Genomic DNA, 26385 nt, shown 5'->3' with positions numbered 1-26385 from the left:
CGGTACCCCCAGTCGGACTCGAACCGACACTGAAACGGTTTTAAGCCGTCTGCCTCTGCCAATTGGGCTATGGGGGCTAGACCCCGCCTGAGCGGGACCGGGTTGCGCGGGGAGCGCCGAGCCTGACTAACCGGCCAGGCGGGTCAGCACCGACATCGCGATGCCGTCCAAGATGTCCTTCTCACTCACCGTGAGCTCGGACAAACCCGCGCGCTCCATCACATCACACAGCGCCTGCACCACGATGGAGCCTCCGCCGATCACGTCCGCGCGACCGGGGTGCATCGGCCCCAGGCTCCGCCGCTCGGCCACCGACGAGGCCACCAGGCGGTCGCACACCTCGCGCATCCGGTCCAGAGAGATCACGCTGCCGTGGATTCGTTCGGGGTCGTACTCCCCCAGGTTCTGCGCCAGCGCACTCATCGTGGTGAAGGTGCCCGCCACGCCCACCCAGCGGGCCGCGCGGCCCACCGGCACGTCGCCAGCCTCAGCCAGCGCTGCCGACACCACCCCGCGGGCCTCGGCGATCTCGTCAGGGTTGGGCGGGTCCGAGTGCAGAACCCGCTCGGTGATTCGCACGCAGCCGATGTCCAGGCTGCGGGCGCCCAATAGGCGCACCTCACCACGGACGAGCTCGCCCACCACGATCTCCGTGGACCCGCCGCCGAGATCGGTCACGACGAACGGGCCGTCGGTCGGCGACAAATCGGACACGCCACCGGCAAAGGTCAGCTCGGCCTCGGTCTGCCCCGAGATCACCTCGGCGACAGCGCCCGGGAAGTGGGCGCCCAGCACCTCGGCAGTCATGTCGAAGAAGTCGTCCTTGTTGGCCGCATCGCGGGTCGCGGAGGTGGCGACCATCCGCACCGACTGCACGCCGAGCTCGGCCATAGTCGCCGCGTAGTCGGTGAGTGCGGTGCGGCAGCGGGAGATCGCTCCCTCGGACAGGCGGCCGGTCGCGTCGACGCCCTCCCCGAGCCGGATGATCCGCATCTCGCGCACCACGTCCACGAGCCCGGCCTCGCCGGAGACGCCCTCGGCCACCAGAAGGCGGATGGAGTTGGTGCCGCAGTCGATCGCGCCGACACGCACCGCGCCGGAGCCAACCGAACCAGCGGCGGTCACTGCTCGTCCATCGCGCGGTAGTCGGGCACGCCCAGCTCCTCGGGCGTCGGCCAGTCGCCGGGCAGGGCCGTGCCGCGCAGCCCGGCCTCGCACGCCAGCGCCACCGACTCGTCGCCGAGCCGCACCACGCCCGGCCCCTCGGCCAGCGCGTACGCCATGAGCACGTGCAGGCACTTGACTCGCTCGGGCATGCCGCCGCCGGAGAAATCGGTACCCAGGTCCTCGATCGCGTTGCGCTTGGACAGGTATCGCTCGTGCGCGGCGTGGTAGTTCGCCGCCAGGTCCGGATCGGAGGCCAGGCGCGCCTGCATCCCGCGCATGATCCCCGCCGACTCCTGCCGACTCGCCTCGGCCGTGAGCCGCGGATCGGTGAGGTAGTACAGCGTGGGGAACGGGGTGCCGTCCTCGAGCCGCGGGGCGGTCTTGACCACGCCGGGCCGCCCGTCCGGGCTGCGGTAGGACACCTCCAACACGCCACGCGGCGGCCGGCCGAGCTGGGCGGCGATGGCGTCGAGATCGTCCTGGGAAACGCTTGGGTCAGCGCTCACGCTGGGGTCCTCCTGTGCGAAGTTACGGAGCCGGTTCGGCGCCGGGATCGGCCGCGCCGGACTGGTCGGGGTTCTGCTCGGCGGGGTCGGTGACGCCGCCCGGATCCGGCATCACGGGGACGGGCGGGGTGTCGGGACCGCCCGGGATCGACGTGCCGTCGAGGATCGACTCCTCCGGCATGACCGGATCGGCAGGCACGGAGATCGAGTTCCACACTCGCGTCTGCCACGGCAACGCCGCGATCTCCGCCGCCCGCTGCTCGGCCGCCGCCTGCTCCACCGGGTCCACCGTGCTCACGCGGTACGGGGTCTCCCCCGGCTTGACCGCGCCGAACCGGATGCGGGCCTGCTGCTCGATGTACGCCGGGTCGGACAGCATCTCCTGCTCGGCCTCGAGCTGGGCGATGGTCCGCTCGAGCGCGGCGCGCTCCTGCGCCACCGCCTTCTCGTCGCGGAGGAACTGGTAGTGGTTCCGGAGCGGGAAGGAGACGGTGACGAGCAGGATGAGGGCGACGACGGCGAGGAGTCCGATCCGCCGGGGCGTGTAGTTCTTCGGCCCCAGGACCGTCTCGGACAGATCCGTCCGGGTGGTCAGCCGATGGGCCTCCGGATGCGCGGTGGTGCCGACCCGGCCGGACCTGGCGGATGCCGGCGCGGGCCGATCCCGTTCGCGCGAGGGCGTACGCCGCTGCGGCACGCCTCGGCGGCTGCGGTCGGCCCCCGAGCCGGAGCCGGCCCCGCTGTCGCTGGCTGTGCTGCCGCCCGACCCGGTGGTGCGATCTGCGCCACGGCGGTCCGTAGTACGACGGTCAGTGCCACGGCCGTCGGGACTGCGGCGGTCGGGACTGCGGCGCCGGACAGGACCCGACGCCTCCCCGGGCCGCCGGGACGACGCGCGATCGCGTCCGCCACCCCGGCGGTCCGAGGGGCGCGGTGGGCGGGCCATCAGCCCTCCTCTCGACTACCTGTCCGTCTCGCCGTGACGTGTCTACCGTCAGGCCTTACTGCGTTGCTTGCTCAGGCCTTGAAGCGCGGGAAGGCACCGGCGCCGGCGTAACGGGCCGCGTCCCCGAGCATCTCCTCGATGCGCAGGAGCTGGTTGTACTTGGCCACGCGCTCGGACCGGGCCGGGGCGCCGGTCTTGATCTGGCCACAGTTGCAGGCCACCGCCAGGTCGGCGATGGTCGTGTCCTCGGTCTCGCCCGAGCGGTGGCTCATCATGGTGGCGTAGCGGTTGCGGTGGGCCAGGTCCACGGCGTCCAGGGTCTCGGTGAGCGTGCCGATCTGGTTGACCTTGACCAACAGTGCGTTGGCCAGGCCCTTCTCGATGCCGTCGGCCAGGCGCTGCGGGTTGGTGACGAACAGGTCGTCGCCCACCAGCTGGACCTTGTCGCCGATCATCTCGGTGAGGGTCTTCCAGCCGTCCCAGTCGTCCTCGTCGAGCGGGTCCTCGATGGAGACCAGGGCGTAGTCCTTCACCAGGCCCGCGTAGACGTCAGCCATCTCGGCGGCGGAGAGCTGCTTGCCCTCGAAGTGGTACTTGCCGTCGGAGTAGAACTCGGTGGCGGCAACGTCCAGCGCCAGCGCCACGTCGGTGCCCAGCTCGTAGCCAGCCTTCTTGATGGCCTCGACGATCAGGTCGAGGGCGGCCTTGGTGGAATCGACCGACGGCGCGAACCCGCCTTCGTCGCCCAGGCCGGTGGACAGGCCCTTGTCCTTGAGGACGGCCTTGAGCTGGTGGTACACCTCGGTGCCCATGCGTAGCGCCTCGCGGAAGGTCGGGGCGCCGATGGGGGCGATCATGAACTCCTGCACGTCCACGCCCGAATCGGCGTGGGCGCCACCGTTGAGGATGTTCATCATGGGCACGGGAAGGATGTGCGCGTTGGAGCCGCCGACGAAGCGGTACAGCTCCAGGTTCGCCGACTCTGCGGCGGCGCGGGCCACGGCCAGCGAGACGCCGAGCACGGCGTTGGCGCCGACCTGGGCCTTGTTCGGCGTACCGTCCGCATCCAGCAGGGCCTCGTCGACCAGCCGCTGATCCTCCGCCGGGATCCCGATGACGGCCGGCGCGAGGACGTCCAGAACGGCCTCCACGGCCTTGGTCACACCCTTGCCGAGGTAGCGCTCGTCGTCGTCACGCAGCTCCACGGCCTCGTGGGCACCGGTCGACGCGCCGGACGGCACGGCGGCACGGCCGAACGAGCCGTCGTCCAGAAGCACCTCCACCTCGACGGTGGGGTTGCCTCGCGAATCGAGGATCTCCCGGGCTCCGACCTGCTCGATAAGCGCCATCTGTACTCCTTGGGGAAGTTCTTAGGTCCTGAATGTGGCTGTGCCTTGTGGGCCGGCACCACGCTCCGGCGGCGGTACCGGGGGCCATTGTTCCATGAGCGGCTCCGACCCGCGCCGAGGCAGCGCCGGGCGGTGGATTGCCAGGCCGGCCGAGGTCGACGCAGGAATGACTGTGACGACCACCTCGACCGGTAAAATCAGTGCGGATGGATGAACTCACCCCTCGCGAGGACCACACTGGGCAGGCCCGGTCTACGAGGGCTGAAGCGAGCAGCCGGGGCAATTGGTTCCAGCAGCACCCCCGGTTCGTGGACCTTGTCGTGGTGCTTGTCGTTTTTGCCTACAACCTCCCGATCCAGTTCAACTCGGTACCGGATCATCTCTGGTCTGGCACAGGGATCGTGCTGTCCGTGGGGTTGTGTGCCCCGCATCTCCTGCGACGGCGGTATCCACTCGGCGTGTACGCCTGTATCCAGGTGGTCGCCTTCCTGCAGGTCCTCCTCGGAGTCGAGTTGCTGGTCGCTGACGTGATGCTGCTGCCGGCCGTCTACACCCTGGCTGTGCGTGCCAGGTGGTCCGTCTCTGCGGCTGCCGCGGCGCTCGTGGTGGCCTGGTTGATATTCACCGTCGTGCCCGCCATGGACCACAACAACATGAGCATCGGTGACCTAGGGGTCCTGGTTGTCGTCGTCATCTGGATGTGGACGTGGGGGCGTCTGGTCCGGACACGGCGGCACTACATCGTCTGGCTGCGCGAGCGGGCCGTTCAGCTGGAACGTGAGAAAGCGGCCGAGGCTGCTCTCGCTGCGTCCTCCGAGCGCACGCGCATCGCGCGGGAGATCCACGACATCGTCTCGCATAGCCTCAGCGTCGTGGTGGTCATGTCGGACGGTGCGGCGGCGACGATCGACACAGACCCCGCCCGGGCCAAGTCCGCCATGGAGGGGGTGCGCGACACCGGACGCACCGCGATGGCCGATATGCGCCGCATGCTGGGCGTGCTGCGAGATGATGAACCGGGATCCCACGCGCCGCAGCCCGGTATCGCCCAACTCGAGAGCCTCGTCGACGAATCCACCTCGGCCGGGCTGCCCGTCACGCTCGCTGTGGAGGGCCACGCCGAGCAGGTGCCGGCGAGCGTGGACCTGGCGGTTTTCCGCATCGTGCAGGAGGCTCTGACCAACGCGCGTCGGCACGCGGGGCCCAACGTGACACGCGTCGACGTCCGCATCAGCCGCCGCGTGGACGCGATCGAGGTGAGCATCGTAGACGACGGGAGGGGTACGGTGGAGGACGCGGATAACGGCAGAGGCCACGGCCTGATCGGGATGAGGGAACGCATCGCCGCACACGGCGGGACGCTGCGCACCGAGTCCCGGCCCGGCGGCGGTTTCGAAGTCAACGCGATCGTGCCGAAGGGGGCTCGGTCGTGACCATCCGCGTGGTGCTGGTCGACGACCAGGAGATGATCCGGATGGGTTTCCGGATGGTCCTGGACTCCCGCCTCGAGATCGAGATCGTCGGCGAGGCAAGCGACGGCGATGCCGTGCTCGATGTCCTCGGGCAGCATGAGGCCGACGTCGTGCTCATGGACGTGCGCATGCCTCGGATGAGTGGCATCGAGGCCACCCGGCTCATCAGCGACCTGCCCTCCCCGCCGAAGGTGCTCATCCTGACGACCTTTGACCTGGACGAGTACGCCTACGCGGCCCTGCGGGCTGGCGCGTCAGGATTCCTTCTCAAGGACGCGCCGCTGGAGGAGATCGCCTCGGCGATCGGGCATGTCCACGCCGGCGACGCGGTCGTGGCCCCCACCACCACGCGGCGGCTGCTGGAGCACTTCACCCGGCCCGAGCCGCGCCGTGGTGACGCCCACGCCGAGCCGCGCCGTGGTGACGCCCACGCCGAGCCGCGCACGCCGGGCTTCGAGGAGCTCACCCCCCGCGAGCACGAGGTGCTGCGCCACGTGGCCCGCGGGCTGTCCAACGCGGAGATCGCCCGCGAGCTCGTGCTGACCGAGGGGACCGTCAAGGTCCACGTCGGTCACGTCCTCGCCAAGCTCGGCCTGCGTGACCGGGTGCAGGCCGTCGTGCTGGCGTACGAGACCGGACTGATTCAGCCCGGCGACCGCTGACCGGGTTCGGAGCATGATTCCGCGAAGGTATCCCTCACAGCCTAGATAGCGCGCATCTATGCCTTGAAAAGTACGCGGAGGTTATGCCTCTGGCCAGATGATTCCGGTCGCCGATTCCGGAATCGTCTCCGGCATGACGTACGCAGTGACCACCGAAAACCTGACCAAGCGCTACGGCGAACGCGCCGTCGTCGAGAACCTCGACCTGCGCATCCCCGAGGGGAGCGTCTACGGGTTCCTCGGCCCCAACGGGTCCGGGAAATCGACGACTATGAAGATGCTGCTCTCACTCATCCAACCCACCAGCGGCGAGGTGCGGATCCTGGGCCAGTCCATGAACCGCACTACGCGTCGAAATCTGCTCGGGAACATAGGTTCGCTCATCGAGTCCCCTCCCGGCTACGCCCACCTGACCGGCGCGGAGAACATGCGCGTGGTGCAGCGCCTCCTGGGACTGGAGACGCACCAGGTCGACCACGCCGTGGGCGCAGTGCGGCTTCAGAACCAGATGGGCAAGAAGGTCCGTGACTACTCCCTGGGAATGAAGCAGCGCCTGGGCATCGCCATGGCCCTGGCGAGGCAGCCGCAACTGCTCATCCTGGACGAGCCGACCAACGGACTGGACCCGGCCGGGATCGAGGAGATGCGCACCCTGCTGCGCCGCCTGGCGCACGACGGGGTCACCGTGATGGTCTCCTCTCACCTGCTCGGCGAAATAGACAAGACCGCCACGGTGCTCGGCATCCTCAGCCAGGGCCGGATGATCTTCCAGGGCAGCCGCTCCGAGCTCATGGCAGCCTCCACTCCGGACGTGGTCATCACCTGCACCGACCCCGTCTTCGCTGCACAGAATCTGATTTCATTCGACGCCCGGCTCACCGATACCGACGAGGTCGCCGTCCCCGGTCTGGACGACCGGCAGACCGCCGGCGTCGTCTCCACCCTTGTCCGCGAGCGGATCGGCGTGTACGGCGTGCGCCGCCACGAGCAGACGTTGGAGGACGTGTTCATGCACCTCACCGCTGGAGGCGGACTGTGAGCGCCCGGGCAGTGGCGACAGAGTTCGCCAAGATGAAACATTTGCGCATCGGCATGGTCGCGGTCATCATGGGCGCCGCCGTGGTCCTCCTCTCCCTGTACGCGGTCGTCTCCAGCCCGACCTTCTCGCCGGAGGACCCGGGAAACTGGAACGCCCTACTGGCGGGAATGTCCCTGGGCTTCCCGCTAATCTCGCCGCTGCTGCTCGCGGTAGTCGCCTCTCGGACCACCGACATCGAACACCAGGGCAGAGGCTGGGTCCTGCAGTCGACGGCGGGAATCACCTCCGGTGTGGTGTGCCGGGCCAAGCTCGTCGCCCTCGGAACCGTCGTCGCCGCCACAACCATCGGCACCAGCCTGGTCGTGCTCGCGGCCGGGGAGCTGCTCATCCGGATCGGCGCGTCTGTCCCTCTGGGGCATTGGGCCGGGTTCACGCTCTGTGTGCTCGTGGTCAACCTCACGATCCTGGCGCTGCACATCGTGCTCTCCGCGACGGTCGAGAACCAGCTCGTGGCCCTCGGGGTCGGCGTCCTGGGCTGCGTGGTGGCGGTCTTCTCGCAAGGGCTCCCGCCTGCAGCGGCGCATGTCACCCCGTGGGGCTACTACGCCCTGGCCACAGCCGCCGACCACCAGGGAGAGCGGTTCGTAACGCTTCCGCTGTCATACCCGAGCATCGCTGCCCTCGCCGTCGTCGTCGGAGCGCTGTTTGCCCTGATCACCACCCGCTTCAACCGACAGGAGGCCTGACATGGGCGCGATCTCCGCCGAACTCATCAAACTCAAGCGCGGTCTCGTCTGGCCCATCGTCGTCCTGCTTCCCGTCGTGCTCGTCCTGGCGGGCGCGGCAACCCAGCTGGCCCAGGGCACCCGACCCGACGACGGCTGGGACACCGTGTGGCTGCAATCCGTGGGCTTCTACGGTCTGTTCCCGCTCGCGATCGGCATCGCCATCCTCGGATCACTGGTCTGGCGCGCCGAACACCGCGGCAGCAACTGGAACGCCCTCATGAGCGGACCCACCCCGTCGCTCCACGTCGTCGTCGCCAAGACGCTCATAGTCGCCGGGCTCACCGCTCTCATGCAGATCGTGCTCGTGCTGGCCGTCATCGTGATCGGCACGCTCGCGTTCGGACTCCCGGGCACGTTGCCGAGCCGGTACTTCGGCATCGCGGCCCTGCTGATGCTGGCCACCGTCCCCGCCGCATCGCTGCAGTCGGCCCTGTCGATGTTCCTGCGCTCCTTCGCTGTGCCCGTGGCCGTGGCACTCGCCGCCGCCGTGACCTCCACCGCGGCGCTCAAGGCCCTCGGTAGCGCGGCGCTCGTCTCTCCCTACGCGCTCGCGACGGCGACGGCGCTTCTGGGCACCGGCTCGTTCGTCGACAGCGGAGACGTCACCGACGGAGACGTCCTGTCCATCGTCGCGGCCGCGTTCGGACTGACTGTGCTGATCATCGCCCTCACCACGACCGTGCTCGATCACCGCGACACCCACACCTGACGATCCTCAACGACGGAGAAGGCACCATGTCCTCCCCGGATCGATGTGCCGGCCCACGTCCATCGCGTCTCGCCGAACAGACGATGGGCCGCGCACATCGGAACCATCAGGTCTGCGCGTGGTCGCTCCTCGCCGCGGCCGGCACGATCGAAGAACGAGCAGGAACAGTGATGCTGTCACGCCTGATCGCGTCCGCCACCAGCACCGACGCGGACGCCTCGACCTTTGCCGACGTGGCCCGCGTGTTCGGCATCGACTGGATCCCCGCCTCCAGGCTGGCTGACGAACTCAGCTGAGGTACGCGCTCGCAGTGCATTCCTGCGAGCAGCACGTGCACCCCAACCCCAACCCGACCCCGACCCCGACCACTTGACCTTGTCACAGTGTCAAGGTTGATGATCGAGGCATGAGAATCAGCGAGGTCGCCGCGATCGTCGGGATCAGCGCGCGCAGCATCCGGCACTATCACCGGCTCGGCGTGATGCCCGAGCCCCCGCGCACCTCAGGCGGGTACCGCAGCTACACCGTCGCCGACCTCGCCCGGATCGCCCGTATCGCGTTCCTCTCCGATTCCGGTGTCCCGCTCCGCGAGGTGGGCGCGCTGCTCGAGCCCCAGGGTGACGCCTCGGCCGACCTCGCCGCCCTCCGCGACGGGATCGACCGGCAGATCTCCCAGCTCACCCGGCAGCGGGACCGGCTCGACGTGATCGCCCACCGAGTAGCCGAGGGACTGCCGCCCGGACTCCTGCCCGCGACCGTCACCCGTGCGCTCGAGGTCTGTAGAAAAGACGCCGACGACGACCCCTCCCTGGCACAGCTCCTCGACCGCGAACGCGACATGCTCGACCTGCTCGCCCTGGCCGGCGAGTTCCCGGAGGTACTGGCCGCGAGTTACTCCGCGATCGCCGCCGACCCCGACCGCCGACACGCCTACCTCGAGATGCTCCGCGGATTCCACCACATCGAGGGCCGACGACCGGCGGACGTCGAGGGCGAGATCGCCCGGCTGTCCGATGCCCTGCTCGCGGACCCCGACATCCGGGCGCTCGTGGCAGGACCTCCCGCCCCTGCCGAGCACACCGGGCCGACGCTCGAGCAGCTCCTCCCCGACCCCGCCCAGCGCGAGGTCGTGCGACGCACTCTCTCCGCGTTGGACGTGATTCCGTGATGCGGCGGGTGTTGCCGGTGATCGCGATCGTTGTCGTCGTCATCGACGCCACGTTGCTCGCCACCGGCGTCATCGGCCCCGCGGCGGCGCTGGCCCTGTTCCTCGCGGTGGAGGCCCCGCTCGGCGCGGCCGTGGTGACCGGCTACGTTCGGCGGTACCGCGCGCACCGCGCCAGCACCGACTCTCGCCGCGACGCACTCCGCGCCCTCGCCGCCGACGACCCCTACCTGCGGATGATCACCTTCGAGCTGGGAACGCTCGCCTCGCTCGGACGCTGGATCGCCCGCCGCCCGGACGTGCCCGGCGGCGCCGTGCCGATCGGCTACTCCCTCGGCACGCTCGGCATGCCCGCCGCTCTGGCCGTGGCCGCGCTGATCGAACTCGTGGCGCTCCACCTGCTGATCCCGTGGCCCACCGTGCGGCTCGTGCTGGACCTGCTCGGTGTGTACGCGCTGCTCGTGGTTCTCGGCATGCTGGCCGGGCGCATCGTGCGACCGCACCTGCTGACCAGCGACGAGCTCGTGCTCCGCAGCGGGCCGCACGGCTGCGCGCGAATCCCGCTGGACGCCCTGGCCGCCGTGCGGCTCGATCGGCGACTGTCGCCGACCAACGCAGAGCTCGTCAGCGAACCGGGCCGCGAGATCCTGGCCCTACCCGGCGCCGACGGAACTCGCCTCACCCTCGCCCTGGCACGACCGGTCGCCGCGACCGTGCCCGGTATGCCGTGGAGCTCACCGCCGGCGCGGGAGGTCACCGAGGTGCGCCTCCATGTGGACGACGACGCCGCCGACCAACTCCGCGCAGCCGTGCCCTCACCCGCGGGCCGGACCTGACTCCTGCTGGCCGACCGTCAGATACCCCCGGCGATCGAGGAGACCCAGCCGCCGGCCATGTCCAGCGATCCGAGGACCGCGTCCCACGGGGTCGCGGGGCGCGGCGGCGGGTACGGGTACAGGTGCGAGCTGAGGGTGAACACGTCGATGAGCGCGTCGTTGACCGCCAGTCCGGCGGCATCGAGAGAACCCACGGGAATTTCCTCCTGTCGAACGCGGCCAAGGGACCACGCGAGTGCGGTTGTGACACTTCATAAATCGCTGATCGCGTCTACGCCGTTACTCACGTCACATCCCGAAGCTCACGTCAACTGATGACCGGCAGCGCGGCACCCGCGAGAGCCTCCGGCCGCTGACCCAAGTCGTGGTCGGCGCGGTAGGCGGCGAGCGGGACGAAAACCCGCTCAGGCCAGGGCCACCACACACTTTCCGGTCGTCCGCCCGGAGAGCATGTCCACCACTGCCTCCGGCGCGGACTCCAGCCCCTCGTACCGCGCGAGGTCCAGCGTCAGTCGGCCGGACTCCCACAGGTCCGCCAGATGCCGCCGGGCCTCGGGCAGCTTGTCGGCGAAGGTGCCCGCGAGGAACCCGCGCAGGTTGAGGTCCTTGGTGGTGGCGGCGAAGAGGTTGTCCGGGGCCACCGGCGGCTGACCGTCATAGCCGGCAATGGCCCCGCACAGCGCCACCCGGCCGTACGGGCGCAGGTGCGCGAGCGCGGCCCGAAGATGGTCGCCGCCGACACTGTCGAAGTACACGTCGATGCCGTCCGGCGCGAGCTCGGCCAGCGACTCGTCCAGGCCGTCACGCCAGTTGAACGCCCCGTCCAGGCCCAGCTTCTCGGTGAGGTAGGCGACCTTCTCCGCACTCCCGGCGCTGCCGATCACCGTGCAGCCGTACGCCTTGGCCACCTGCGCCGCGACGCTGCCCACCGCGCCCGCCGCGGCGGAGATCCACACCACGTCGTCCGGCTTCAGCGACGCCACCTCGAACAGTCCCGCCCATGCGGTCAGCCCGGTCATGCCGAGCAGGCCCACCTGCAACTCCGGAGGGCCGAGCTCACGGTCCAGCTTGGACAGGGACCCGGCAACACCGAGTGCCTGGTTTCCGGGGTCGACCAGCGCGTAGTCGCGGTAGCCGAGGTCGTGGTGGACCAGGTCGCCGGGCTCGAAGCCGGGCACGTCGGACTCGACCACCTCGCCCACCACCATCCCGGCGAGCGCCTCACCCGGCTTGAGCGCGGGCAGATATCCGGGAGGCGAGACGGGGTCGAGCCGCAGGCGGGTGGCCGCGTCCACCGACAGGAGCAGGTTGCGGATGAGGACGTTCCCCGGGGCCATGACCGGCATGTCGACCGGCACCACCTCGAGATCGTCCACCGCGAGGGCACCGTCGGGGTGACGCACGAGTCGGACCTCGCGATTGACCCGGTCCCGCCCTGCGGTCGTCGGTGCGTGTGTAGCCGTGCTGGCCATCAAGGACCCGCCTTCCGTCGTGAGAGGCAGCCCGGCAGGGCCGCCGTGTGTGGGACAGCTCACATCATGGTAAATGAATCGAGTTCAATTAGGGCGTAATTTGGCGAGATTCGCCTCTACCCGGAGCCACCGGTCCCCGCCTCGGCCCCGGTCCCCGCCTCAGCCCCCGAACCACGCGCGGCCGAGCTCGGCATACCGGCCGCCGGCCTGCAGGAGCTCGTCGTGCGTGCCGGACTCCACGATCCGCCCACGCTCCATCACGAGGACACGGTCGGCCGTGACCGCCTGGCTCAGCCGGTGCGCCACCACCAGCCCGGCGCGCCCGCGCAGCACGGCGGCAGCCGCGGTGTCCAGACGGCGGGCCCCGGCAGAACCGGCCTCGGCGGTGGCCTCGTCGAGGATCACCACGTCCGGGTCGGCGAGCTCCACCCGGGCAAGAGCGATCATCTGGGCCTGCATCGGATCGAGTGGGTGTCCACCCTCGCCCACCACGGTCTCGATCCCGTCGGGCAGGTCGTCCACCCAGTCAGCGCCGACGGTCCGCAGGGCGGCGCGCACGTCGTCGTCACCGGCCTCGGGGCGGGGTGCCCGCACGTTCTCGGCGATCGACGTGGCGAAGGTGTGCACCTCCTGGGAGACCATCGTGATGTGCTCGCGCAGCGCGACCGGGTCAACCTCGGCGATCGGTACCCCGCCCAGGCGGACGGCGCCGCGGGACGGTGCCACCGACCCGGCCGCTACGAGCGCGAGCGTGCTCTTGCCGGCGCCGGTGGAGCCGACCACGGCCACCACCTCGCCGGGAGCGAGCGAGAGGTCGATGTCCACCAGTGCGGGGATCTCCCCGCCGTAGGAGTGCGAGACACCGGACAGCTCGAGCGGGCCAGGCCGCGGTACGGCCGTCCGCTCGGGGACGTCCATGGTGATCACACCGACCATCCGCACCAGCGAGGCGCCGGCCGACTGGACCTGGTCGGCCATTCCCACCAGAGCACCGATGGGGTTAAACAGCCGGTGGAACAGCAGCGCGGCGGTGGTCACGGCGCCGGCGGTGATCTGTCCCCCGTCCACGAGGAAGAACCCCACGACCAGCAGCAGTGCCAGCACCGTCGCCTCGGCGCGGTTGTTGCGACTGAAGGCCCGGGTGATGAAGTAGAACACCCGAATCGACAGGTCACGGGCCAGCCCGGAGGCGGCGGTGATGCGCTCAAGCTCGGAGTCCTGGGCATCGTAGGCGTGCAGGGTCCGTGAGCCGGAGATCCCGCCGAGCAGTCGGCTGGCCCGCGTGCCGAACGCGGCCCGCTCCTGGGCGTAGATCGGGCCGGACCGCGGCAGGTACCAGCGCAGCGTCGTCCAGTACATGGGCAGCGCCACCAGCCCCACCAGCCCCAGCCGCCAGTCCACGGCGACCAGCCCCACGCCGGAGACGACCACCGTGAACAGCGACTGCACCACCAGCGGGATCACCGTGGTGGCGGCCTGGCTGATCTCGCGGGCGTCCTCCGCCACACGGGAGACCAGATCGCCCGTCTCGGTCCGCTCCATCTGCGCCGCCCCGAGCCGCAGCGACCGGTCCATCACCATCTCCCGCAACCGGGCCACCGTCGGCTCGGTCAACCGGGCGAGCCAGGTCTGCCCCGCCCACGTGCTCAGCGCGCCCACGACACCGGCCACCGCGATCGCCCCGGCTCCCACCAGCACCACGGTGCCGTCCCCGGCGTCGGGAAGGACGTCGACCAGCCAGCCGATCACCCACGGCGCCACCAGCCCGGCCACCGAGCCGACCATCCCTGCCAGCCCCACGAGCAGCAGGAATCCGCGACGCTGCCGGAGCAGCGGCCAGAGCACCGCCAGGGATTCGCGGGCGCTCGCCAGGGGCAGCGCCTCGGCGACCGCCGGGGCCTCGTGTACAGATGTAGAGCTCATCGATCAACCGCCGTCCGGTAGGTGGCCGAGCCGGCGCGCAGCTCGGCGTGGGTCCCCGTGCGCGGCTCACCGTGGGCGGGCAGGTGGACCACCCTGTCGGCCGTCGTGAGGAATGGGGGCGACGACGACACGATCAGCGTGGCCTGCCCCGGCCGGCGGGTCCGCATCTCCCGCACGGCCTGCGCGATCTCCCACTCAGTCACGGCATCGACCGCGCTCGTCGGCTCGTGCAGCACCAGCACGTCCGGGTCGGCGTGGAGGGCCCGAGCCAATGCGATCCGCTGCCGCTGACCGCCCGACAGATTTCGCCCGGCCTCCTGAACCACATGGTCGAGCCCGTCGGGCAGGTGCTCCACGATCTCGGCGACGGCGGAGGCGGTGATGACGTCGTCGTCGATCTCCACAGCGCCAAGATCCACAGCAGCGCCGCCGCGGGCGTCGTCGTCGTCCTCCCCGCCGTGCCGCAGCGCGATGTTGGACCGGATCGTCCCCACGAACAGATCGACGCGATGCGGAGCCACCACCAGGTGGCGCGCCAGCTCCGGCACCAGGTCACTGCGGCGGTGCCCACCGACCAGGACCGCGTCGGCGTGCTCGCCGTGGCCGGCGATCGCCAGGGTCACCGCGTCGGCGGCGGACGGCTGCTCGGCCACCAGGGCCACCACCTCGCCTCGCGCCACCTCCAGGTCCAGCGTGCGACCGTCCGGCAGCGGGAGTTCACGCAACTCCAGACGAGTCCCCTCGGGCACCTCGGTTCCCGAGGGGTCCACCGGCGCAGAGGACTGCAGGTCCACCAGGCGCTGCGCGGCGCCGTGGGAGCGCGCGAACACGCTCACCATCATGGTGATCATTCGCACCGGCTCCTCGAAGAACACCGCCACGCCCACCACCGAGACGAGCGTGCCGATCGCCATCTCACCGGCCACGACCCGGTACCCGGCGGCCACCAGGACCATCACCAGCACCGCGGCCATGCCGAGCGACCCGATCCCCGCGACTCGCCCCGAGCGCTCGGCGGTGACGATGCCCGCCTGCGCCGCGCCCTGCGAGGCCACGCGGTACTGCTCGGACGCCCAGCGCTCGCCGCCGCCGGCCTTGAGGACGCGCAGGCCGGTCATGATGTCGGTCGCGCGGCTGCTCGCCTCACCGATCGCGGCCTGCTGCGCAGTGCTGTGGCGCGAGATCGCCCGGCTCGGCAGGGCGACCAGCACCAGACTCAATGGCACCCCCACCAGCACGATCAACCCCACGATCAGGTCGGTCCACAGCAGGTACACCGAGATCGCCACGATGCTGATCACCGCCGACCCGCCCAAAGCGACCTGCCGGAAGATCAGCGCGGCCACGTCGGCGTCGGCCGAACACACCGACAGCACCCCGCCCGAACTCGCCCCCTCCATCGCGCGGCGCCGGGCCAGCGGGACGCGCGTGGCCTCGACGCGCAGGTCGTGGGCCTCCTCGTTCAGCGCCCGGTTGCTCATCCGCGCGCCGAAGCGATAGCTGTAGCTGAGCACCGTGAACAGCACGACGAGCCCCACCACCGACCACAGCATCGCCTGCCGGTCGAGCGGGATGATCGCGGCGTCGACGATCCAGCCGATCGCGATCGGCACCAGGGCCTCGGACAGCTGCCACAGGGTCATGAGGAGCAGGCCGGGGACCACGAGGCGCCAGCGCCGGCCGATCGCACGCCACAGCAGCCCGCCGGCCGTGGTGGGCGTGGCTTGCTCCGCATCGCGCGTGGGCGTCGAGCGCGTCGCTGTGGATACCGCCATGTGTGTCAGCTCCCGCCGCCGTTGGGGTCGACGACCCTTCGCCGCCGACCCTGAAGGTTAGCGCCGGTCCCCGTCCGCCGTGACCCGTAAATGTCGTCAAGGCTGCGCCTTGTGTCGCCGTCACTGCGGAGAAACGCCAAGAACCCCGCAGTGGCGGCGTCGAAATTTATTCCGGCGGCGACCCGGTTAGAGCCACACCATCATGGACCCCACCGGCCCCGCCCTCTCCCGTGAGCCACGCCACCCGCTGCGCCACCCGGGTGAAGCCTCCAGGATTGGCTGACAGATGCAGGACTTCGCTGGAAGCGTGATCATCGGCGTCGCCGGCTCGCTCTACCCGGTGCTCGAAGCCGCGGGCTCGGGCGACCGTTCCAAGTGGCTCACACGGCACGTCGTCGTCCCGCTGTTCCACTCGGTCGCACCTTACGTCGGTGCCATTTCATAAGCCGTCATCTGCCCCGGCGGCCCCGCGGCCCGATGTCCCCGGCGTTCCGGGGAGCCCACACGAGCCCCGCGCCGGAACATCGATTACGGCGCCGTGGTCCCCACCGAGTAGGCCGCGGCCGCGTCGCGCACGGACATGACGTATTCCTGCGAGGCGTTGTAGGCCAGGATCGCCCGCTGCCAGTTTTCGGCCACGGACAGGTCGCCGCCGGTCGCGCACAGCAGGCGGGCCGCCCCGATCGCGGCGTCGTCGATCTGGTTGGGGTCGGCCCGGCCGTCGCCGTTGGCGTCGCGCCCGTATTTGCGCCACGACTCGGGGATGAACTGCATCGGTCCCACAGCGCGGTCGTGCTCGGTGTCGCCGTCCCACTCACCACCATCGGTGTCCGGGATCTCGGCGAATCCCGGGGAACCGTCGAGTTTGATACCGATGATCGGTGGGAGCGCGTAGCCGTCGTCATTCAGCGACGCCCCCCGGTACCGACCGTGCCGGGTCTCCACGTGCCCGATCCCCGCCAGCGTCGTCCAGGCGAGATTGCACTCGGGCTGCGTCTGCCGCATGGTCTCGGCGGCGTTGCCGTAGGCGGCGAGCGCGGCAACGGGGATGTCCATCGGCTGGTTGATGCCCTCTGCCCACGGCCGCAACTGGTCGGACGTGCGACCGGGCGCGTGGATGTCGATGGTCGGCACGGGCGCGCCTGCCGCCGGCGGGATCCCGGGTGGGATCGCCGGTGGCGCCTCGCGGGTGGGTCCATAGGAGCACGACGACGACAACACCGCCGCCACCAGCAGTCCCGCAGTCGCGGCGGTGGCACGGCTCAGGCGTGGGGATCGAGTGGTCATCGCAGTTCAGTCTGCCGGAGCCCGGCCCGGCCGTGCCTCGGGGTCTCCCCGGATTCCGGGCCGGCGGGCGGTGATCTCGGACACTCACCGGTCGCTCCCGGCTGCGACACGCCGCGGCCGCGCTCGAGGGCCGTGGCCGGTGGCCGCGCTCACGGCCACGCCCGGCGGTCGCGCTCAGCGTCGTCGTGCCCCGAACCCGCCGGCCAGCGCGCTGAACTCGTCGAGCAGTGCGTCCCGGCTGATGGCGGGACTGTCCAGCACCCAGCGCACGGCCACGTTCTCCACCGCCATGACGATCACCCAGGCCCGCGCCCTCGGATCACCGGAGGTGACGCCCGCGGCGCTCAGGTAGACGGCGAGCAGTTCGCGGACCCGCGTCTCGAGCGCGTGCTGTGCGGCCCGGTGGCGCACCGCCGGCAGCTCCTCCCAGACGATGCGCAGGAGCCCGGCGTCGGCCTCCAGCGCGGAGAGCAGAGCGTCGGCGATCGCGCGGATGGTGCCGGGGTCGTTGACGTCCACCGGCCCGGCCGCCGCCAGGGAGGCCGCGACCCGGTCGGAGATCTCCGTCGACCACCGGTCCATGACCACCGTGACCAGCGTCGATTTGTCTGGGAAGTACTGGTACAGCGAGCCCGGACTGACCGCGGCCTCGTCGGCCACCCGGTTGGTGGTGAACGATTCGTAGCCGTCACGCACGAGCACGATGCGAGCCGCCTCGATGATTCGCTCGACCATCGCCCGGGATCGGGCCTGCTGGGGAACCTTTCTCACAAACGCGAATTGTATGCGAGTAAATGCTCGCGTCATAGTTGAACCCATGACCACCACCACTTTTCCCGGACGACACCGTGCGGCGCCCGACCGTTCAGAGCGCATGGGGCGCACGCTCAAGCGCGTGGCCAGGGTCGAGGACCTCGACGAAGAGTTGATGGACCGTATCGGCCGCGGGTACATGGAGAAGGACGAGCTCGGAGCCCGCTTGGCCGCCGCCATGCGCAAGCGCAAGGGTGAGCCCGGGGCGGTCACCCACCGCCAGCTCAACGAGGCGCTCGAGGTCGGCTCGGTCGAGCTGCGCAAGCGGGACGACGTCCCGCCCGTCCTCCTCGAGTACGTCGAGACCCTGGAGGCCACCCCGGACTGGGTGGACTGGGAGCGGATCGAGCGCGGTCAGCGCGCCTACCTCCGGCTCGGCCAGAACGCGGCCGACGTCCTGCTCCAGCTCTCCCTCATCGGCGGCTACCGCTTCGGCGGTCCCGCCGACCTGCTCGTGCAGACCGGCGGCCTGGCCGGCAACACGGCCCTGCGTCGCCTGGCGGAGACCCAGCACTGGGCCATGAGCCTGTCCATCCCCGACGGACTGAACCCGCACGGCGAGTCGTGGCGGCTGACCGGTCACGTCCGGGCGATGCACGCCGTGGTGAACCACGCCATCGAGCCCCGCTGGGACATCGAGCAGTGGGGCCTGCCCATCAACCAGACCGACCTCGCGTCGACGCTCGGCCTCTTCGATGCCGTGGTGCTGCTGGGCTCGCGCGCGATGGGCGTGCCGATCACCAAGCAGGATTCGGCCGACATCATGCACGTGTGGCGCTATGTCGGCTGGCTCCTGGGCGTGGACGAGGACATGCTGGTCGAGCGCGAGCGCGAGCGTCACCGCATCAACTACCACATCCTGCAGGCCCAGGCCGACCTCACGCCGGCGGGCCCCGAGCTCACGCAGGCACTGGTGAAGGCGCATTGCGAGCGGTTCCGGTCGGGCCCGCTCCCCCGCGTCCAGGCATGGTTCGCCTATGAGCGGCTGATGAGCATGCTCACCGTGTTCCTCGGCCGCGAGTCCATGAAGGAGTTCGGCCTGCCGATCCGCCCGCCGTGGGCGCACTTCTACATCGCAGGGCTCAATGCGCTGCGCTACCGCACGCCGTTCGGTCGCGCCCGACTCGAGGCGTGGGGCCGCAAGGTGTACGCCCGCCAGCAACGTGAGACCTTCGGCAAGGCCAAGGCCGACATCGGCCGCCCGATGAGCAACTGACGCTCGAGGCCCCGCGCACCCGCGCCCGCCCCGCCCCGTCCCGCCTCCGCCGGCGAGGCGGGTGCGGCGTGAGGCGCCTCCACCACATCCGGACAAATGAGGCTAAATCGCCACATTTCTGAATATGTGTCTTATTCACCTCATGTCAGGGAAGTGTGGCACCATCGCCTCATGTACGTGCTGACGATCGACCAGCGACACAGTCGCACCAGCCGGGACCGCGTGCCCCGCCTGCTCGAGGCCCTCGCCGAGGTCCCGTGCGTCGCCGCGTTCGAGCGCACGGCCGGCGACGAGGTGCAGGGCCTGCTCGACGACCCGGCCGCCGTTCGCGCCGCACTCCTCATCGCACTGCGCGACGGGGAGTGGCACTGCGGGGTCGGCGTGGGAGAGGTCGACGACGACTCCTTTTCCACCGGCACCCGAGCCGGCCGCGGGCCCGCCTACCTGGCCGCGCGTGAGGCCGTGGAGGCGGCCAAGTCCCTGACCGGATCGGTCGCGGTCCGCGTCCCGGCCGACCCCGGCGAGGGCAGCGGCACCGGCAACACGACCCCAGACAGCGCAGCCGAGGCCACCGGCGGGGACTCCGCCGCCGCGTGGGCCGCCGACTGCGAGGCCGTGTGGACCCTCGTCGCCGGACTCGTGCTGGAGCGGACCGAGGCGCAGTGGCGGGCCGTGGACGCGGTGGACCGCTCCCCCACCCAGGCCGCCGCCGCCGAGGAACTCGGCATCACGCCCACCTCCGTCGCCGGGGCCCTGCGCCTGTCGCACATCCGCGAGGAGCGGGCCGCCTACCCGGCGCTCGACCGCCTCCTCGCCGGGGCGCACGCCGCGGCCACCGGCGCGGGCAGCGCGACCGGCACCGCCGCGGCCGCCAGCACCGCCACGGGCAGCGCCACCGGCACACCGCGCGCCGGGAGGGCCGACCGATGAGCACGTGGCCGGAATGGATCCTCACCGCCGTCGTCGCGGTGATCGCACTGGTGGCGTCGGCGGCGATCGGCTCGCCCATCACCTCACTAGTCCTGCGGTCGGCGCGCGTGCCCGAGCCCCCGACCGTGGAAGTCACCGGCGACAGCCGGAGCCCCGTGGTGAGCCGGCGCGAGCACCCGCCCGCCGACGGCGACGTCCGCGAGGTCCTGCGCGGCGGCATGTGGATCGGCATCCTCGAACGCGTCGGACTGACCGCGGCGATCCTCGCCGGCCGGTTCGAGCTGGCCGCCGTGGTGGTGGCCATCAAGGCCCTCGGTCGATACCCCGAGATCCGCGAGAACCCGGCGGTGAGCGAGCGGTTCATCATCGGCACGCTCACCTCGCTACTGGTGGCGGCGGCCTGCGGCGCGGCCGGGGCGGCCGTGATCGCGGCACTGCCCGCCGGCTGACCGGTCCGCCCCCCGCCGCTGGCCGGCGCGACGGTGCCCACCCGGCCCTCCCGATCCTTGATTTATACCCATAGGGGGTATAGGTTTGGTGGTGTCCGGGCAGACCAGCCCGGCAGCGACGTGCACACCCACGATCAAAGGATTTGAGACATGGCCACCAGCACCAAGGAGTACACCGTCCAGGGAATGACCTGCGGGCACTGCGAGATGTCGGTTAAGGAAGAGGTCGGCGAGGTCCCCGGCGTCTCCGCGGTGGAAGCCTCCCACGAGACAGGCACCGTGTCCGTCTCCGGTGAGGGCTTCACCGACGAGCAGGTTGCAGCCGCGGTCGCCGAGGCCGGCTACACCGTCACCGCCTGACCCGAGGTGCCGCGGCGCCGCGGCTCCTCGGGCCCCTGCACCGCAGGCCCTCCCCCGTCACCTGTAAGGAATGACTCCCATGACTCAGACCCACCCCGCAGTCGACCTGGTCAAGGTCGACCTCGGCGTGACCGGGATGACCTGCACCTCGTGTTCGGGGCGGGTCGAGCGCAAGCTCAACAAGATCGACGGCGTCGACGCCACGGTCAGCTTCGCCACCGAGTCCGCCTCGATCTCCTACGACCCCGGCAAGGTCGAGCAGGCCCAACTCATCGACACCGTCAAGGCCGCCGGCTACGACGCCTTCACGTTGGCCGCCCCCGGTGGCGCGGACGAATCTGCCGGCGACGTCGTCGTCGACCCCGGCACCGACACCACCACCGACGTCTCCGGACCGCACAACCGCATCGACGCCGAGCGCGAGCGCGAGGCCGACGACCTACGACACCGCGTCACGGTCTCCGCGCTGCTCACCGTGCCCGTCGTGCTGGTGAGCATGATCCCCGCCCTGCAGTTCACCAACTGGCAGTGGGCGGTGCTCACCCTGGTCACCCCCATCTTCTTCTGGGGCGGCGCCCCCTTCCACCGGGCGACGTGGGCCAACCTGCGGTACGGCGCGTTCACCATGGACACCCTCGTCACGATGGGCACCGCCGCCGCCTACCTGTGGTCGCTGTGGGCCCTGTTCCTCGGCAACGCCGGCATGCCCGGCATGACCATGGAGATGGCGCTCCTGCCCTCGCACACCTCGATGGACGAGATCTACCTCGAGACCGTCGCCGTGGTGATCACCTTCCTGCTTCTCGGGCGCTGGTTCGAGACCCGCGCCAAGGGCCGCTCCTCCGAGGCGCTGCGCAAGCTCCTCGACATGGGTGCCAAGGACGCGGCCGTGATCCGAGACGGCTCCGAGGTCCGCGTCCCCGTCGGCCAGCTCACCGCCGGCGACATTGTGGTGGTGCGCCCCGGCGAGAAAATCGCCACCGACGGCCGGGTGGTCGAGGGCTCCTCCGCCGTGGACGAGTCCATGCTCACCGGCGAGTCCGTCCCCGTCGAGGTGACGGTCGGCGACGTGGTCACCGGCGCCACCATCAACACCTCCGGCCGCCTGCTGTTCGAGGTCACCCGAACCGGCGAGAACACCACGCTGGCGCAGATGGCGCGGCTGGTCACCGAGGCCCAGTCCAAGAAGGCCCCGGTCGAGCGGCTGGTCGACCGCATCTCCCAGGTGTTCGTGCCCACCGTGATCGGCATCGCCGTGATCACCCTGCTCGTGCACCTGTTCGTGGTGGGCGGAGGCCTGGCCCCGGCGTTCACCGCCGCGGTCGCCGTGCTGATCATCGCCTGCCCCTGCGCGCTCGGGCTGGCCACGCCCACCGCGCTGATGGTCGGCACAGGACGGGGCGCCCAGATGGGACTGCTCATCAAGGGCCCCGAAGTGCTCGAGTCCACCCGGCGCGTCGACACGATCGTCATGGACAAGACCGGCACCGTCACCGCCGGCGTCATGTCGGTCACCGACGTCCACGTGGCCGGCGGGTTCGCCCGTGAGGACGTGCTCGCCAAGGCCGCCGCCGTCGAGTCCGCCTCCGAGCACCCCATCGCCCGGGCCATCGCCCGCGCCGGCGCCGAGGCGGGGACCCTGCCCGAGGTCAGCGATTTCGTGGGCACCGCCGGTCAGGGCGTCACGGGCACCGTCGACGGCGCAGTGGTAACCGTCGGACGCCCGGCCGGCGACCTCCCCGCTGACCTGCAGCAGGCCTTCGCCGCAGCACAGGAGCAGGGCGGCACCCCGGTGATCGTGCGGATCGACGGCGCCGACGCCGGCGTCATCACCGTCCGAGACACCGTCAAGACCACCTCCGCCGAGGCCGTGGCCGGACTCAAGGCGCTGGGGCTCACGCCCTGGCTGCTCACCGGCGACAACGCCGGCGCGGCCCGGGTGGTGGCCGCCGAGGTGGGGATCGACCCCGCCAACGTGATCGCCGAGGTGATGCCCGAGGACAAGGTTGCACAGATCGAGCGCCTGCAGAACGAGGGACGGACCGTCGCGATGGTCGGCGACGGCGTCAACGACGCGGCTGCCCTGGCCCGCGCCGACCTCGGCCTGGCGATGGGCGCCGGCACCGACGTGGCGATCGAGGCCTCGGACATCACCCTGATGAACGACGACCTGCGCCCCGCCGTCGACGCGATCCGCTTGTCCCGCCGGACGCTCGGCACCATCAAGGGGAACCTGTTCTGGGCGTTCGCATACAACGTCGCCCTCATCCCCGTCGCCGCGATCGGACTGCTCAACCCGATGCTCGCCGGCGTCGCGATGGCCTTCTCCAGCGTGTTCGTGGTGAGCAACTCGCTGCGGCTGCGCAGGTTCAGCTCCACCCACGACCAGCCCACCCACGCCCAGACCGGGAGCATCGCATGACCGAGTCAATCGCGCCGAACAGCGCCCACGCCGACGGGGTCGCCGGGGACGACGACGACAACGCCACCGCCCACGCCCACCACGGGTACATCCAGGAGAAGGAACGTCTCAAGGCCCGGCTCAAGCGCATCGAGGGCCAGGTGCGCGGCATCCACCGGATGATCGACGAGGAGCAGTACTGCATCGACATCCTCACACAGGTCAGCGCCGCGAACTCGGCCCTGCGCAACGTCGGGCTCGGCCTTCTCGACGACCACATGCGGCACTGCGTCAAGAACGCCGTCATGGAGGGTGAGGAGGCAGCCGACGTGAAGTTCAAGGAGGTCGCCGACGCCATCGCCCGCTTCGCACGCTGACACGAGCTCACCCACCCGGCCGGCTCCCCTGCCTCGACGCCGGGTGGGCCAGCGCATAGCGTGAACGCCATGGTGACCATCCGCCCCGCGACCTCGGCTGATGCCGAGGTCGCTGCAACGGTTCTCGCAGAGGCGTTCCGCGACGACCCCGCGTGGTCCATGTCGCTGCCGGACCCGGCCACGCGCCCACAACGCCTCGAGGCGTACTACCGTCGCCAGGTCCGCCGCCACCCCGAGCGCATCGACATCGCCGAGGACGCCGGCCGGGTGGTGGGCGCCTTGATCTGGGCCGCCCCAGTCTCCGGATCCCGCGCCGCAGCGGTCCAGCGCACGCTCCGCCGCGGCCTCCGCCGCATCGCGAGCAGACTGCCCGGCGGGCAGGGCATCCGCCACGAACTCGCGGTCGCCGAGCTCAAACCGACCGAACCTCACTGGTATCTGGGCGACATCGGCGCCAGCCCGGCCGCCCGCGGCAAGGGCGTCGGCTCCGCGCTGCTCACCCACTTCGTCGGCCGCGCCGACGCGTCCGACACACCGCTCGCCGCACTCGAGGCGACCAGCCAGGGCAGCCGACGCCTGTACGAGCGCTTCGGGTTCGAGGCCGTCGGTCAGGTTCCCACCCGGCCGGGCGAGGCCTCGACCGTGATGGTCCGCCGACCGGATTGATCCACCGACCACACTGACACGCAGCTCGCGACCGACCCCGGACACGGCCCGGATACGACAAAGCCGGGCAGCGATCGCATCCTCACCAGGTGAGTTGCGACGCCGCCCGGCTAGCCGGACCTCAGCGAAGCGATCTAGATGATCGGCACGCCCTCTTCCTTCGCCTCGAGAGCCTCCTTGACGAAGCCCCGCACGATCACGGCGAGAGTACCGGCCACGATCACGGGCCAGATGAGAACATAGATCGTCAGCAGAATCGGTGACATGAGTAGTCCGCCTTCCTTCTTCTAGACGTTGATCTTGTCGTCGTCGTCATCACTTGACCGGCGCGCATCGCGCCCGGCCGACACCGACTCGGAGTGCTCCTCGGACTCCTCCTCGAGAGCCTCGGCCACCTCCTCCGTGTCGTAGTCGGCGGTGCGACGGGCGATCTTGGCGAAGTCGAACTCCATCGAGCTCCGCACCGACATCGCGTAGCAGACGATCGTGCTCACCGCGTACGCGACGAGCGACGCAGTCAGCGTGTCGTAGTCGCGCAGGAAATCAAACACGAACGGCGCGCTGACCACCGCGGCGATCCCGCCGATGATGAGCGCGGCGCGGGTGCCGAAGAAGCCGAACACCATCAGGCCCAGCACCACTCCGACACCGACGACGGCCAGCGCCTCGATGATCCACGGCGCCACGCCCGTGTCCGGGATGAGCCCGAAGCGCGTGGGCAGGAAGACCGCCAGCGCCACCAGCACGGACACCGTGAACGCCGAGTTGGTGACTTTCTTCCAGTAGAAGCTCGCGATCACCGGGAACACCAACGCGCCCCAGAGCGCGCCGACGAACACCAGCAGGTCGAGGATGTTGAACTTCGCATTGGCGAAACCGAGCGCCGCGACAGTCGCCACGATCATCGTCACCCGGCCGATCGTGAGCATCGTGCGCGGATTCGGGATCAGACCCCGGCTGCGCATGCTCTGGCCGTAGACGTCCGTCATCGCGATCGACGACATGGCCGCCAGATCCGAGTCCGCGGTCGACGACAGCGAGCCGATGATCATGATGAAGAACACCGCGACTAGCAGGCCCGGGAGGTACTCGGCCGCGACCTGCGGGAGCAGGTTGTTCGGGTCGCCGTCCATCGGCGCGATACCGGCATACAGAGCCAGCACACCGACCATGCCGATACCGATGATCGTCGCGCCGTAGCCGATCGTCGCGGTGATGAACGTCGGCTTGATGAGATCCTCGCGCACGGCGAACAGCCGCTGGGCGATGGTCTGGTTACCGATCGCGTACGCGAGCACAGCCGCGATGTATGGCGCGCCCTGGTTGAGGAACGCGTCGGAGGAGAAGAACGACTGCTGCTGCGGCGTCAGGTTCTGGGCGCCGGAGACGAACAGGTCAGTGCCGCCGAGGAAGAAGAACATGGCGGGCACGATGATGACCACCGCGCCCAGCATCGCCAGCACCTGCGCGAAGTCCGTCAGCACCGAGGCACGGAATCCCGACCACAGCGTGTACAGCAGAACGCCGGCGGCGATTACGATGACGCCCTGGATGAAGGAGAACGGGCTCAGCATGGCGATCAGTGCGCCACCGGCGATGAAGTTCGACGTCAACGAGATGACGGAACCGAGGATGTTGGATCCGGCCAGCATGAGCTGGGAGGACCGGCCGTGGCGGGCGAACATGACCTCTGCGAGCGTGTGCGCCTGGGGCGCGACCTCACGAATGCGCTTGCCGAAGGGGTAGATGAACAGGATCATCAGGGCACCCCAGAGCCCGTAGTGGATCGGGCCCGACACTCCATAGAGGTAGCCCGAGTTGACCGAGGCGTACATGGATGACGCCCAGATCCACGTGGCGGTCATCGAGGCCGCTGAAATACCGAAACCGATCTTGTGACCAGCGGTCATATAGCTGTCGGCGTTCTCCTCCTTGCGCGCGATGCGCATGGACATGTACACCGTGCCGCCGTAGAACACCAATAACAGAAGCACGACAGCTGTCGCGCTCAACGCAGTGGAAATTCCGAGCAAATCCATCTGTCCCCTTCCCTTTTTTGTTGTAAGACCAACGTTCA

The 26385-nt window shown here is 70.1% G+C and carries 28 protein-coding genes and 1 tRNA gene; 16 read left to right on the top strand and 13 right to left on the bottom strand.

All coding sequences use genetic code 11. From position 1 onward, the window contains the following. Positions 1-3: 3 nt before the first annotated feature. The 5 genes from OPF83_RS10755 to eno all read right to left on the bottom strand — a co-directional run bounded on the left by OPF83_RS10755 (position 4) and on the right by eno (position 3968). Positions 4-77 (bottom strand) — tRNA-Leu (locus tag OPF83_RS10755). A gap of 49 nt (positions 78-126) precedes the next feature. After that, entirely contained in the window at positions 127-1125 is a 999-nt protein-coding gene (locus OPF83_RS10750) for a Ppx/GppA phosphatase family protein (RefSeq protein WP_264887468.1), read from the bottom strand. Then, entirely contained in the window at positions 1122-1673 is a 552-nt protein-coding gene (locus OPF83_RS10745) for a DUF501 domain-containing protein (RefSeq protein WP_264887467.1), read from the bottom strand. The genes OPF83_RS10750 and OPF83_RS10745 overlap by 4 nt, the downstream gene beginning before the upstream one ends. A gap of 22 nt (positions 1674-1695) precedes the next feature. Next, entirely contained in the window at positions 1696-2370 is a 675-nt protein-coding gene (locus OPF83_RS10740) for a septum formation initiator family protein (protein WP_264887465.1), read from the bottom strand. Between the two features lie 320 nt (positions 2371-2690). Further along, on the bottom strand, positions 2691-3968 hold the full coding sequence (eno, locus tag OPF83_RS10735; protein WP_264887464.1) for a phosphopyruvate hydratase: 1278 nt from the start codon (positions 3966-3968) through the stop codon (positions 2691-2693). Positions 3969-4174: 206 nt separating this feature from the next. On the opposite strand from eno, the gene OPF83_RS10730 reads away from it, so the two are divergent. The 8 genes from OPF83_RS10730 (at position 4175) to OPF83_RS10695 (ending at position 10639) form a co-directional block, all read left to right on the top strand. Then, positions 4175-5401 carry a sensor histidine kinase gene (locus OPF83_RS10730; protein WP_264887462.1) on the top strand — a complete coding sequence of 409 codons (1227 nt, stop codon included), beginning with the start codon at positions 4175-4177 and terminating at the stop codon, positions 5399-5401. Beyond that, a complete protein-coding gene (locus tag OPF83_RS10725) occupies positions 5398-6102 on the top strand; it encodes a response regulator transcription factor (RefSeq protein ID WP_264887460.1) in 705 nt (234 codons plus the stop codon). Before OPF83_RS10730 ends, OPF83_RS10725 begins: the two co-directional genes overlap by 4 nt. A gap of 133 nt (positions 6103-6235) precedes the next feature. Next, positions 6236-7141, top strand: a complete 906-nt coding sequence (locus tag OPF83_RS10720) for an ATP-binding cassette domain-containing protein (RefSeq protein ID WP_264887458.1) — start codon at positions 6236-6238, stop codon at positions 7139-7141. Then, positions 7138-7887: an ABC transporter permease gene (locus OPF83_RS10715; RefSeq protein ID WP_309297771.1), complete on the top strand. Its 750-nt coding sequence runs from the start codon at positions 7138-7140 to the stop codon at positions 7885-7887. The genes OPF83_RS10720 and OPF83_RS10715 overlap by 4 nt, the downstream gene beginning before the upstream one ends. Before the next feature lies 1 nt (position 7888). Next, positions 7889-8638, top strand: a complete 750-nt coding sequence (locus OPF83_RS10710) for an ABC transporter permease (RefSeq protein WP_264887456.1) — start codon at positions 7889-7891, stop codon at positions 8636-8638. Between the two features lie 170 nt (positions 8639-8808). Continuing rightward, positions 8809-8934, top strand: coding sequence for a hypothetical protein (locus OPF83_RS10705; RefSeq protein WP_264887455.1), 126 nt, complete (start codon positions 8809-8811; stop codon positions 8932-8934). A gap of 110 nt (positions 8935-9044) precedes the next feature. Then, positions 9045-9806, top strand: coding sequence for a MerR family transcriptional regulator (locus OPF83_RS10700; RefSeq protein ID WP_264887454.1), 762 nt, complete (start codon positions 9045-9047; stop codon positions 9804-9806). Between the two features lie 17 nt (positions 9807-9823). Next, positions 9824-10639: a hypothetical protein gene (locus OPF83_RS10695; protein WP_264887453.1), complete on the top strand. Its 816-nt coding sequence runs from the start codon at positions 9824-9826 to the stop codon at positions 10637-10639. 17 nt (positions 10640-10656) lie between these two features. On the opposite strand, the gene OPF83_RS10690 is transcribed toward OPF83_RS10695, so the two are convergent. The 4 genes from OPF83_RS10690 to OPF83_RS10675 all read right to left on the bottom strand — a co-directional run bounded on the left by OPF83_RS10690 (position 10657) and on the right by OPF83_RS10675 (position 15809). After that, positions 10657-10833, bottom strand: coding sequence for a hypothetical protein (locus tag OPF83_RS10690; protein WP_264887451.1), 177 nt, complete (start codon positions 10831-10833; stop codon positions 10657-10659). Positions 10834-11043: 210 nt separating this feature from the next. Continuing rightward, positions 11044-12111: an NADP-dependent oxidoreductase gene (locus OPF83_RS10685; protein WP_264887450.1), complete on the bottom strand. Its 1068-nt coding sequence runs from the start codon at positions 12109-12111 to the stop codon at positions 11044-11046. 159 nt (positions 12112-12270) lie between these two features. After that, entirely contained in the window at positions 12271-14034 is a 1764-nt protein-coding gene (locus OPF83_RS10680) for an ABC transporter ATP-binding protein (RefSeq protein WP_264887449.1), read from the bottom strand. Further along, positions 14031-15809 (bottom strand): ABC transporter ATP-binding protein, encoded by a 1779-nt coding sequence (locus OPF83_RS10675; protein WP_264887448.1) that lies wholly within the window; start codon positions 15807-15809, stop codon positions 14031-14033. The genes OPF83_RS10680 and OPF83_RS10675 overlap by 4 nt, the downstream gene beginning before the upstream one ends. A 286-nt stretch (positions 15810-16095) precedes the next feature. On the opposite strand from OPF83_RS10675, the gene OPF83_RS10670 reads away from it, so the two are divergent. Continuing rightward, a complete protein-coding gene (locus OPF83_RS10670; protein WP_264887447.1) occupies positions 16096-16254 on the top strand; it encodes a hypothetical protein in 159 nt (52 codons plus the stop codon). An 83-nt stretch (positions 16255-16337) separates the two neighbouring features. Here OPF83_RS10670 and OPF83_RS10665 read toward each other — a convergent pair whose 3' ends face one another. Beyond that, positions 16338-17096 (bottom strand): lytic transglycosylase domain-containing protein, encoded by a 759-nt coding sequence (locus OPF83_RS10665; RefSeq protein WP_264887445.1) that lies wholly within the window; start codon positions 17094-17096, stop codon positions 16338-16340. 174 nt (positions 17097-17270) lie between these two features. Beyond that, positions 17271-17867 carry a TetR/AcrR family transcriptional regulator gene (locus tag OPF83_RS10660; protein ID WP_264887443.1) on the bottom strand — a complete coding sequence of 199 codons (597 nt, stop codon included), beginning with the start codon at positions 17865-17867 and terminating at the stop codon, positions 17271-17273. A gap of 46 nt (positions 17868-17913) precedes the next feature. Here OPF83_RS10660 and OPF83_RS10655 point away from each other — a divergent pair, with 46 nt between their 5' ends. From OPF83_RS10655 to OPF83_RS10625, 7 genes are all read left to right on the top strand, one after another. After that, on the top strand, positions 17914-19125 hold the full coding sequence (locus OPF83_RS10655) for an oxygenase MpaB family protein (RefSeq protein ID WP_264887441.1): 1212 nt from the start codon (positions 17914-17916) through the stop codon (positions 19123-19125). 171 nt (positions 19126-19296) lie between these two features. Then, positions 19297-20055 (top strand): SatD family protein, encoded by a 759-nt coding sequence (locus OPF83_RS10650; protein ID WP_264887439.1) that lies wholly within the window; start codon positions 19297-19299, stop codon positions 20053-20055. Then, positions 20052-20504, top strand: coding sequence for a hypothetical protein (locus tag OPF83_RS10645; RefSeq protein ID WP_264887437.1), 453 nt, complete (start codon positions 20052-20054; stop codon positions 20502-20504). Before OPF83_RS10650 ends, OPF83_RS10645 begins: the two co-directional genes overlap by 4 nt. A gap of 150 nt (positions 20505-20654) precedes the next feature. Then, the gene (locus tag OPF83_RS10640; protein WP_264887435.1) at positions 20655-20864 is read left to right on the top strand and encodes a heavy-metal-associated domain-containing protein; all 210 of its coding nucleotides are present in this window, start codon (positions 20655-20657) and stop codon (positions 20862-20864) included. A 79-nt stretch (positions 20865-20943) separates the two neighbouring features. Beyond that, positions 20944-23286, top strand: coding sequence for a cation-translocating P-type ATPase (locus OPF83_RS10635; RefSeq protein ID WP_264887433.1), 2343 nt, complete (start codon positions 20944-20946; stop codon positions 23284-23286). Further along, positions 23283-23642, top strand: coding sequence for a metal-sensitive transcriptional regulator (locus OPF83_RS10630; protein ID WP_264887432.1), 360 nt, complete (start codon positions 23283-23285; stop codon positions 23640-23642). Before OPF83_RS10635 ends, OPF83_RS10630 begins: the two co-directional genes overlap by 4 nt. 69 nt (positions 23643-23711) lie before the next feature. After that, on the top strand, positions 23712-24308 hold the full coding sequence (locus tag OPF83_RS10625) for a GNAT family N-acetyltransferase (RefSeq protein ID WP_264887431.1): 597 nt from the start codon (positions 23712-23714) through the stop codon (positions 24306-24308). A gap of 134 nt (positions 24309-24442) precedes the next feature. Here OPF83_RS10625 and OPF83_RS10620 read toward each other — a convergent pair whose 3' ends face one another. Continuing rightward, positions 24443-24574 (bottom strand): putative transporter small subunit, encoded by a 132-nt coding sequence (locus tag OPF83_RS10620; protein ID WP_264887430.1) that lies wholly within the window; start codon positions 24572-24574, stop codon positions 24443-24445. Positions 24575-24595: 21 nt separating this feature from the next. Beyond that, a complete protein-coding gene (locus OPF83_RS10615) occupies positions 24596-26347 on the bottom strand; it encodes a sodium:solute symporter family protein (RefSeq protein ID WP_264887429.1) in 1752 nt (583 codons plus the stop codon). Positions 26348-26385 lie beyond the last annotated feature (38 nt).

It is taken from the genome of Dietzia sp. NCCP-2495, from assembly GCF_026011735.1.
Lineage (GTDB): Bacteria > Actinomycetota > Actinomycetes > Mycobacteriales > Mycobacteriaceae > Dietzia.
The sequence above is the reverse complement of the archived record's forward strand: the minus strand, read 5'-3'. Positions and strand labels throughout refer to the sequence as shown.

What these genes read in the sequence shown, in the direction of transcription:
- eno (WP_264887464.1), bottom strand. Translation starts at nt 3,968, where the DNA reads ATGGCGCTTATCGAGCAGGTCGGAGCCCGGGAGATCCTCGATTCGCGA.
- OPF83_RS10730 (WP_264887462.1), top strand. Translation starts at nt 4,175, where the DNA reads ATGGATGAACTCACCCCTCGCGAGGACCACACTGGGCAGGCCCGGTCT.
- OPF83_RS10720 (WP_264887458.1), top strand. Translation starts at nt 6,236, where the DNA reads ATGACGTACGCAGTGACCACCGAAAACCTGACCAAGCGCTACGGCGAA.
- OPF83_RS10710 (WP_264887456.1), top strand. Translation starts at nt 7,889, where the DNA reads ATGGGCGCGATCTCCGCCGAACTCATCAAACTCAAGCGCGGTCTCGTC.
- OPF83_RS10705 (WP_264887455.1), top strand. Translation starts at nt 8,809, where the DNA reads ATGCTGTCACGCCTGATCGCGTCCGCCACCAGCACCGACGCGGACGCC.
- OPF83_RS10700 (WP_264887454.1), top strand. Translation starts at nt 9,045, where the DNA reads ATGAGAATCAGCGAGGTCGCCGCGATCGTCGGGATCAGCGCGCGCAGC.
- OPF83_RS10685 (WP_264887450.1), bottom strand. Translation starts at nt 12,111, where the DNA reads ATGGCCAGCACGGCTACACACGCACCGACGACCGCAGGGCGGGACCGG.
- OPF83_RS10680 (WP_264887449.1), bottom strand. Translation starts at nt 14,034, where the DNA reads ATGAGCTCTACATCTGTACACGAGGCCCCGGCGGTCGCCGAGGCGCTG.
- OPF83_RS10675 (WP_264887448.1), bottom strand. Translation starts at nt 15,809, where the DNA reads ATGGCGGTATCCACAGCGACGCGCTCGACGCCCACGCGCGATGCGGAG.
- OPF83_RS10670 (WP_264887447.1), top strand. Translation starts at nt 16,096, where the DNA reads ATGCAGGACTTCGCTGGAAGCGTGATCATCGGCGTCGCCGGCTCGCTC.
- OPF83_RS10665 (WP_264887445.1), bottom strand. Translation starts at nt 17,096, where the DNA reads ATGACCACTCGATCCCCACGCCTGAGCCGTGCCACCGCCGCGACTGCG.
- OPF83_RS10655 (WP_264887441.1), top strand. Translation starts at nt 17,914, where the DNA reads ATGACCACCACCACTTTTCCCGGACGACACCGTGCGGCGCCCGACCGT.
- OPF83_RS10650 (WP_264887439.1), top strand. Translation starts at nt 19,297, where the DNA reads ATGTACGTGCTGACGATCGACCAGCGACACAGTCGCACCAGCCGGGAC.
- OPF83_RS10645 (WP_264887437.1), top strand. Translation starts at nt 20,052, where the DNA reads ATGAGCACGTGGCCGGAATGGATCCTCACCGCCGTCGTCGCGGTGATC.
- OPF83_RS10640 (WP_264887435.1), top strand. Translation starts at nt 20,655, where the DNA reads ATGGCCACCAGCACCAAGGAGTACACCGTCCAGGGAATGACCTGCGGG.
- OPF83_RS10635 (WP_264887433.1), top strand. Translation starts at nt 20,944, where the DNA reads ATGACTCAGACCCACCCCGCAGTCGACCTGGTCAAGGTCGACCTCGGC.
- OPF83_RS10630 (WP_264887432.1), top strand. Translation starts at nt 23,283, where the DNA reads ATGACCGAGTCAATCGCGCCGAACAGCGCCCACGCCGACGGGGTCGCC.
- OPF83_RS10625 (WP_264887431.1), top strand. Translation starts at nt 23,712, where the DNA reads ATGGTGACCATCCGCCCCGCGACCTCGGCTGATGCCGAGGTCGCTGCA.
- OPF83_RS10620 (WP_264887430.1), bottom strand. Translation starts at nt 24,574, where the DNA reads ATGTCACCGATTCTGCTGACGATCTATGTTCTCATCTGGCCCGTGATC.
- OPF83_RS10615 (WP_264887429.1), bottom strand. Translation starts at nt 26,347, where the DNA reads ATGGATTTGCTCGGAATTTCCACTGCGTTGAGCGCGACAGCTGTCGTG.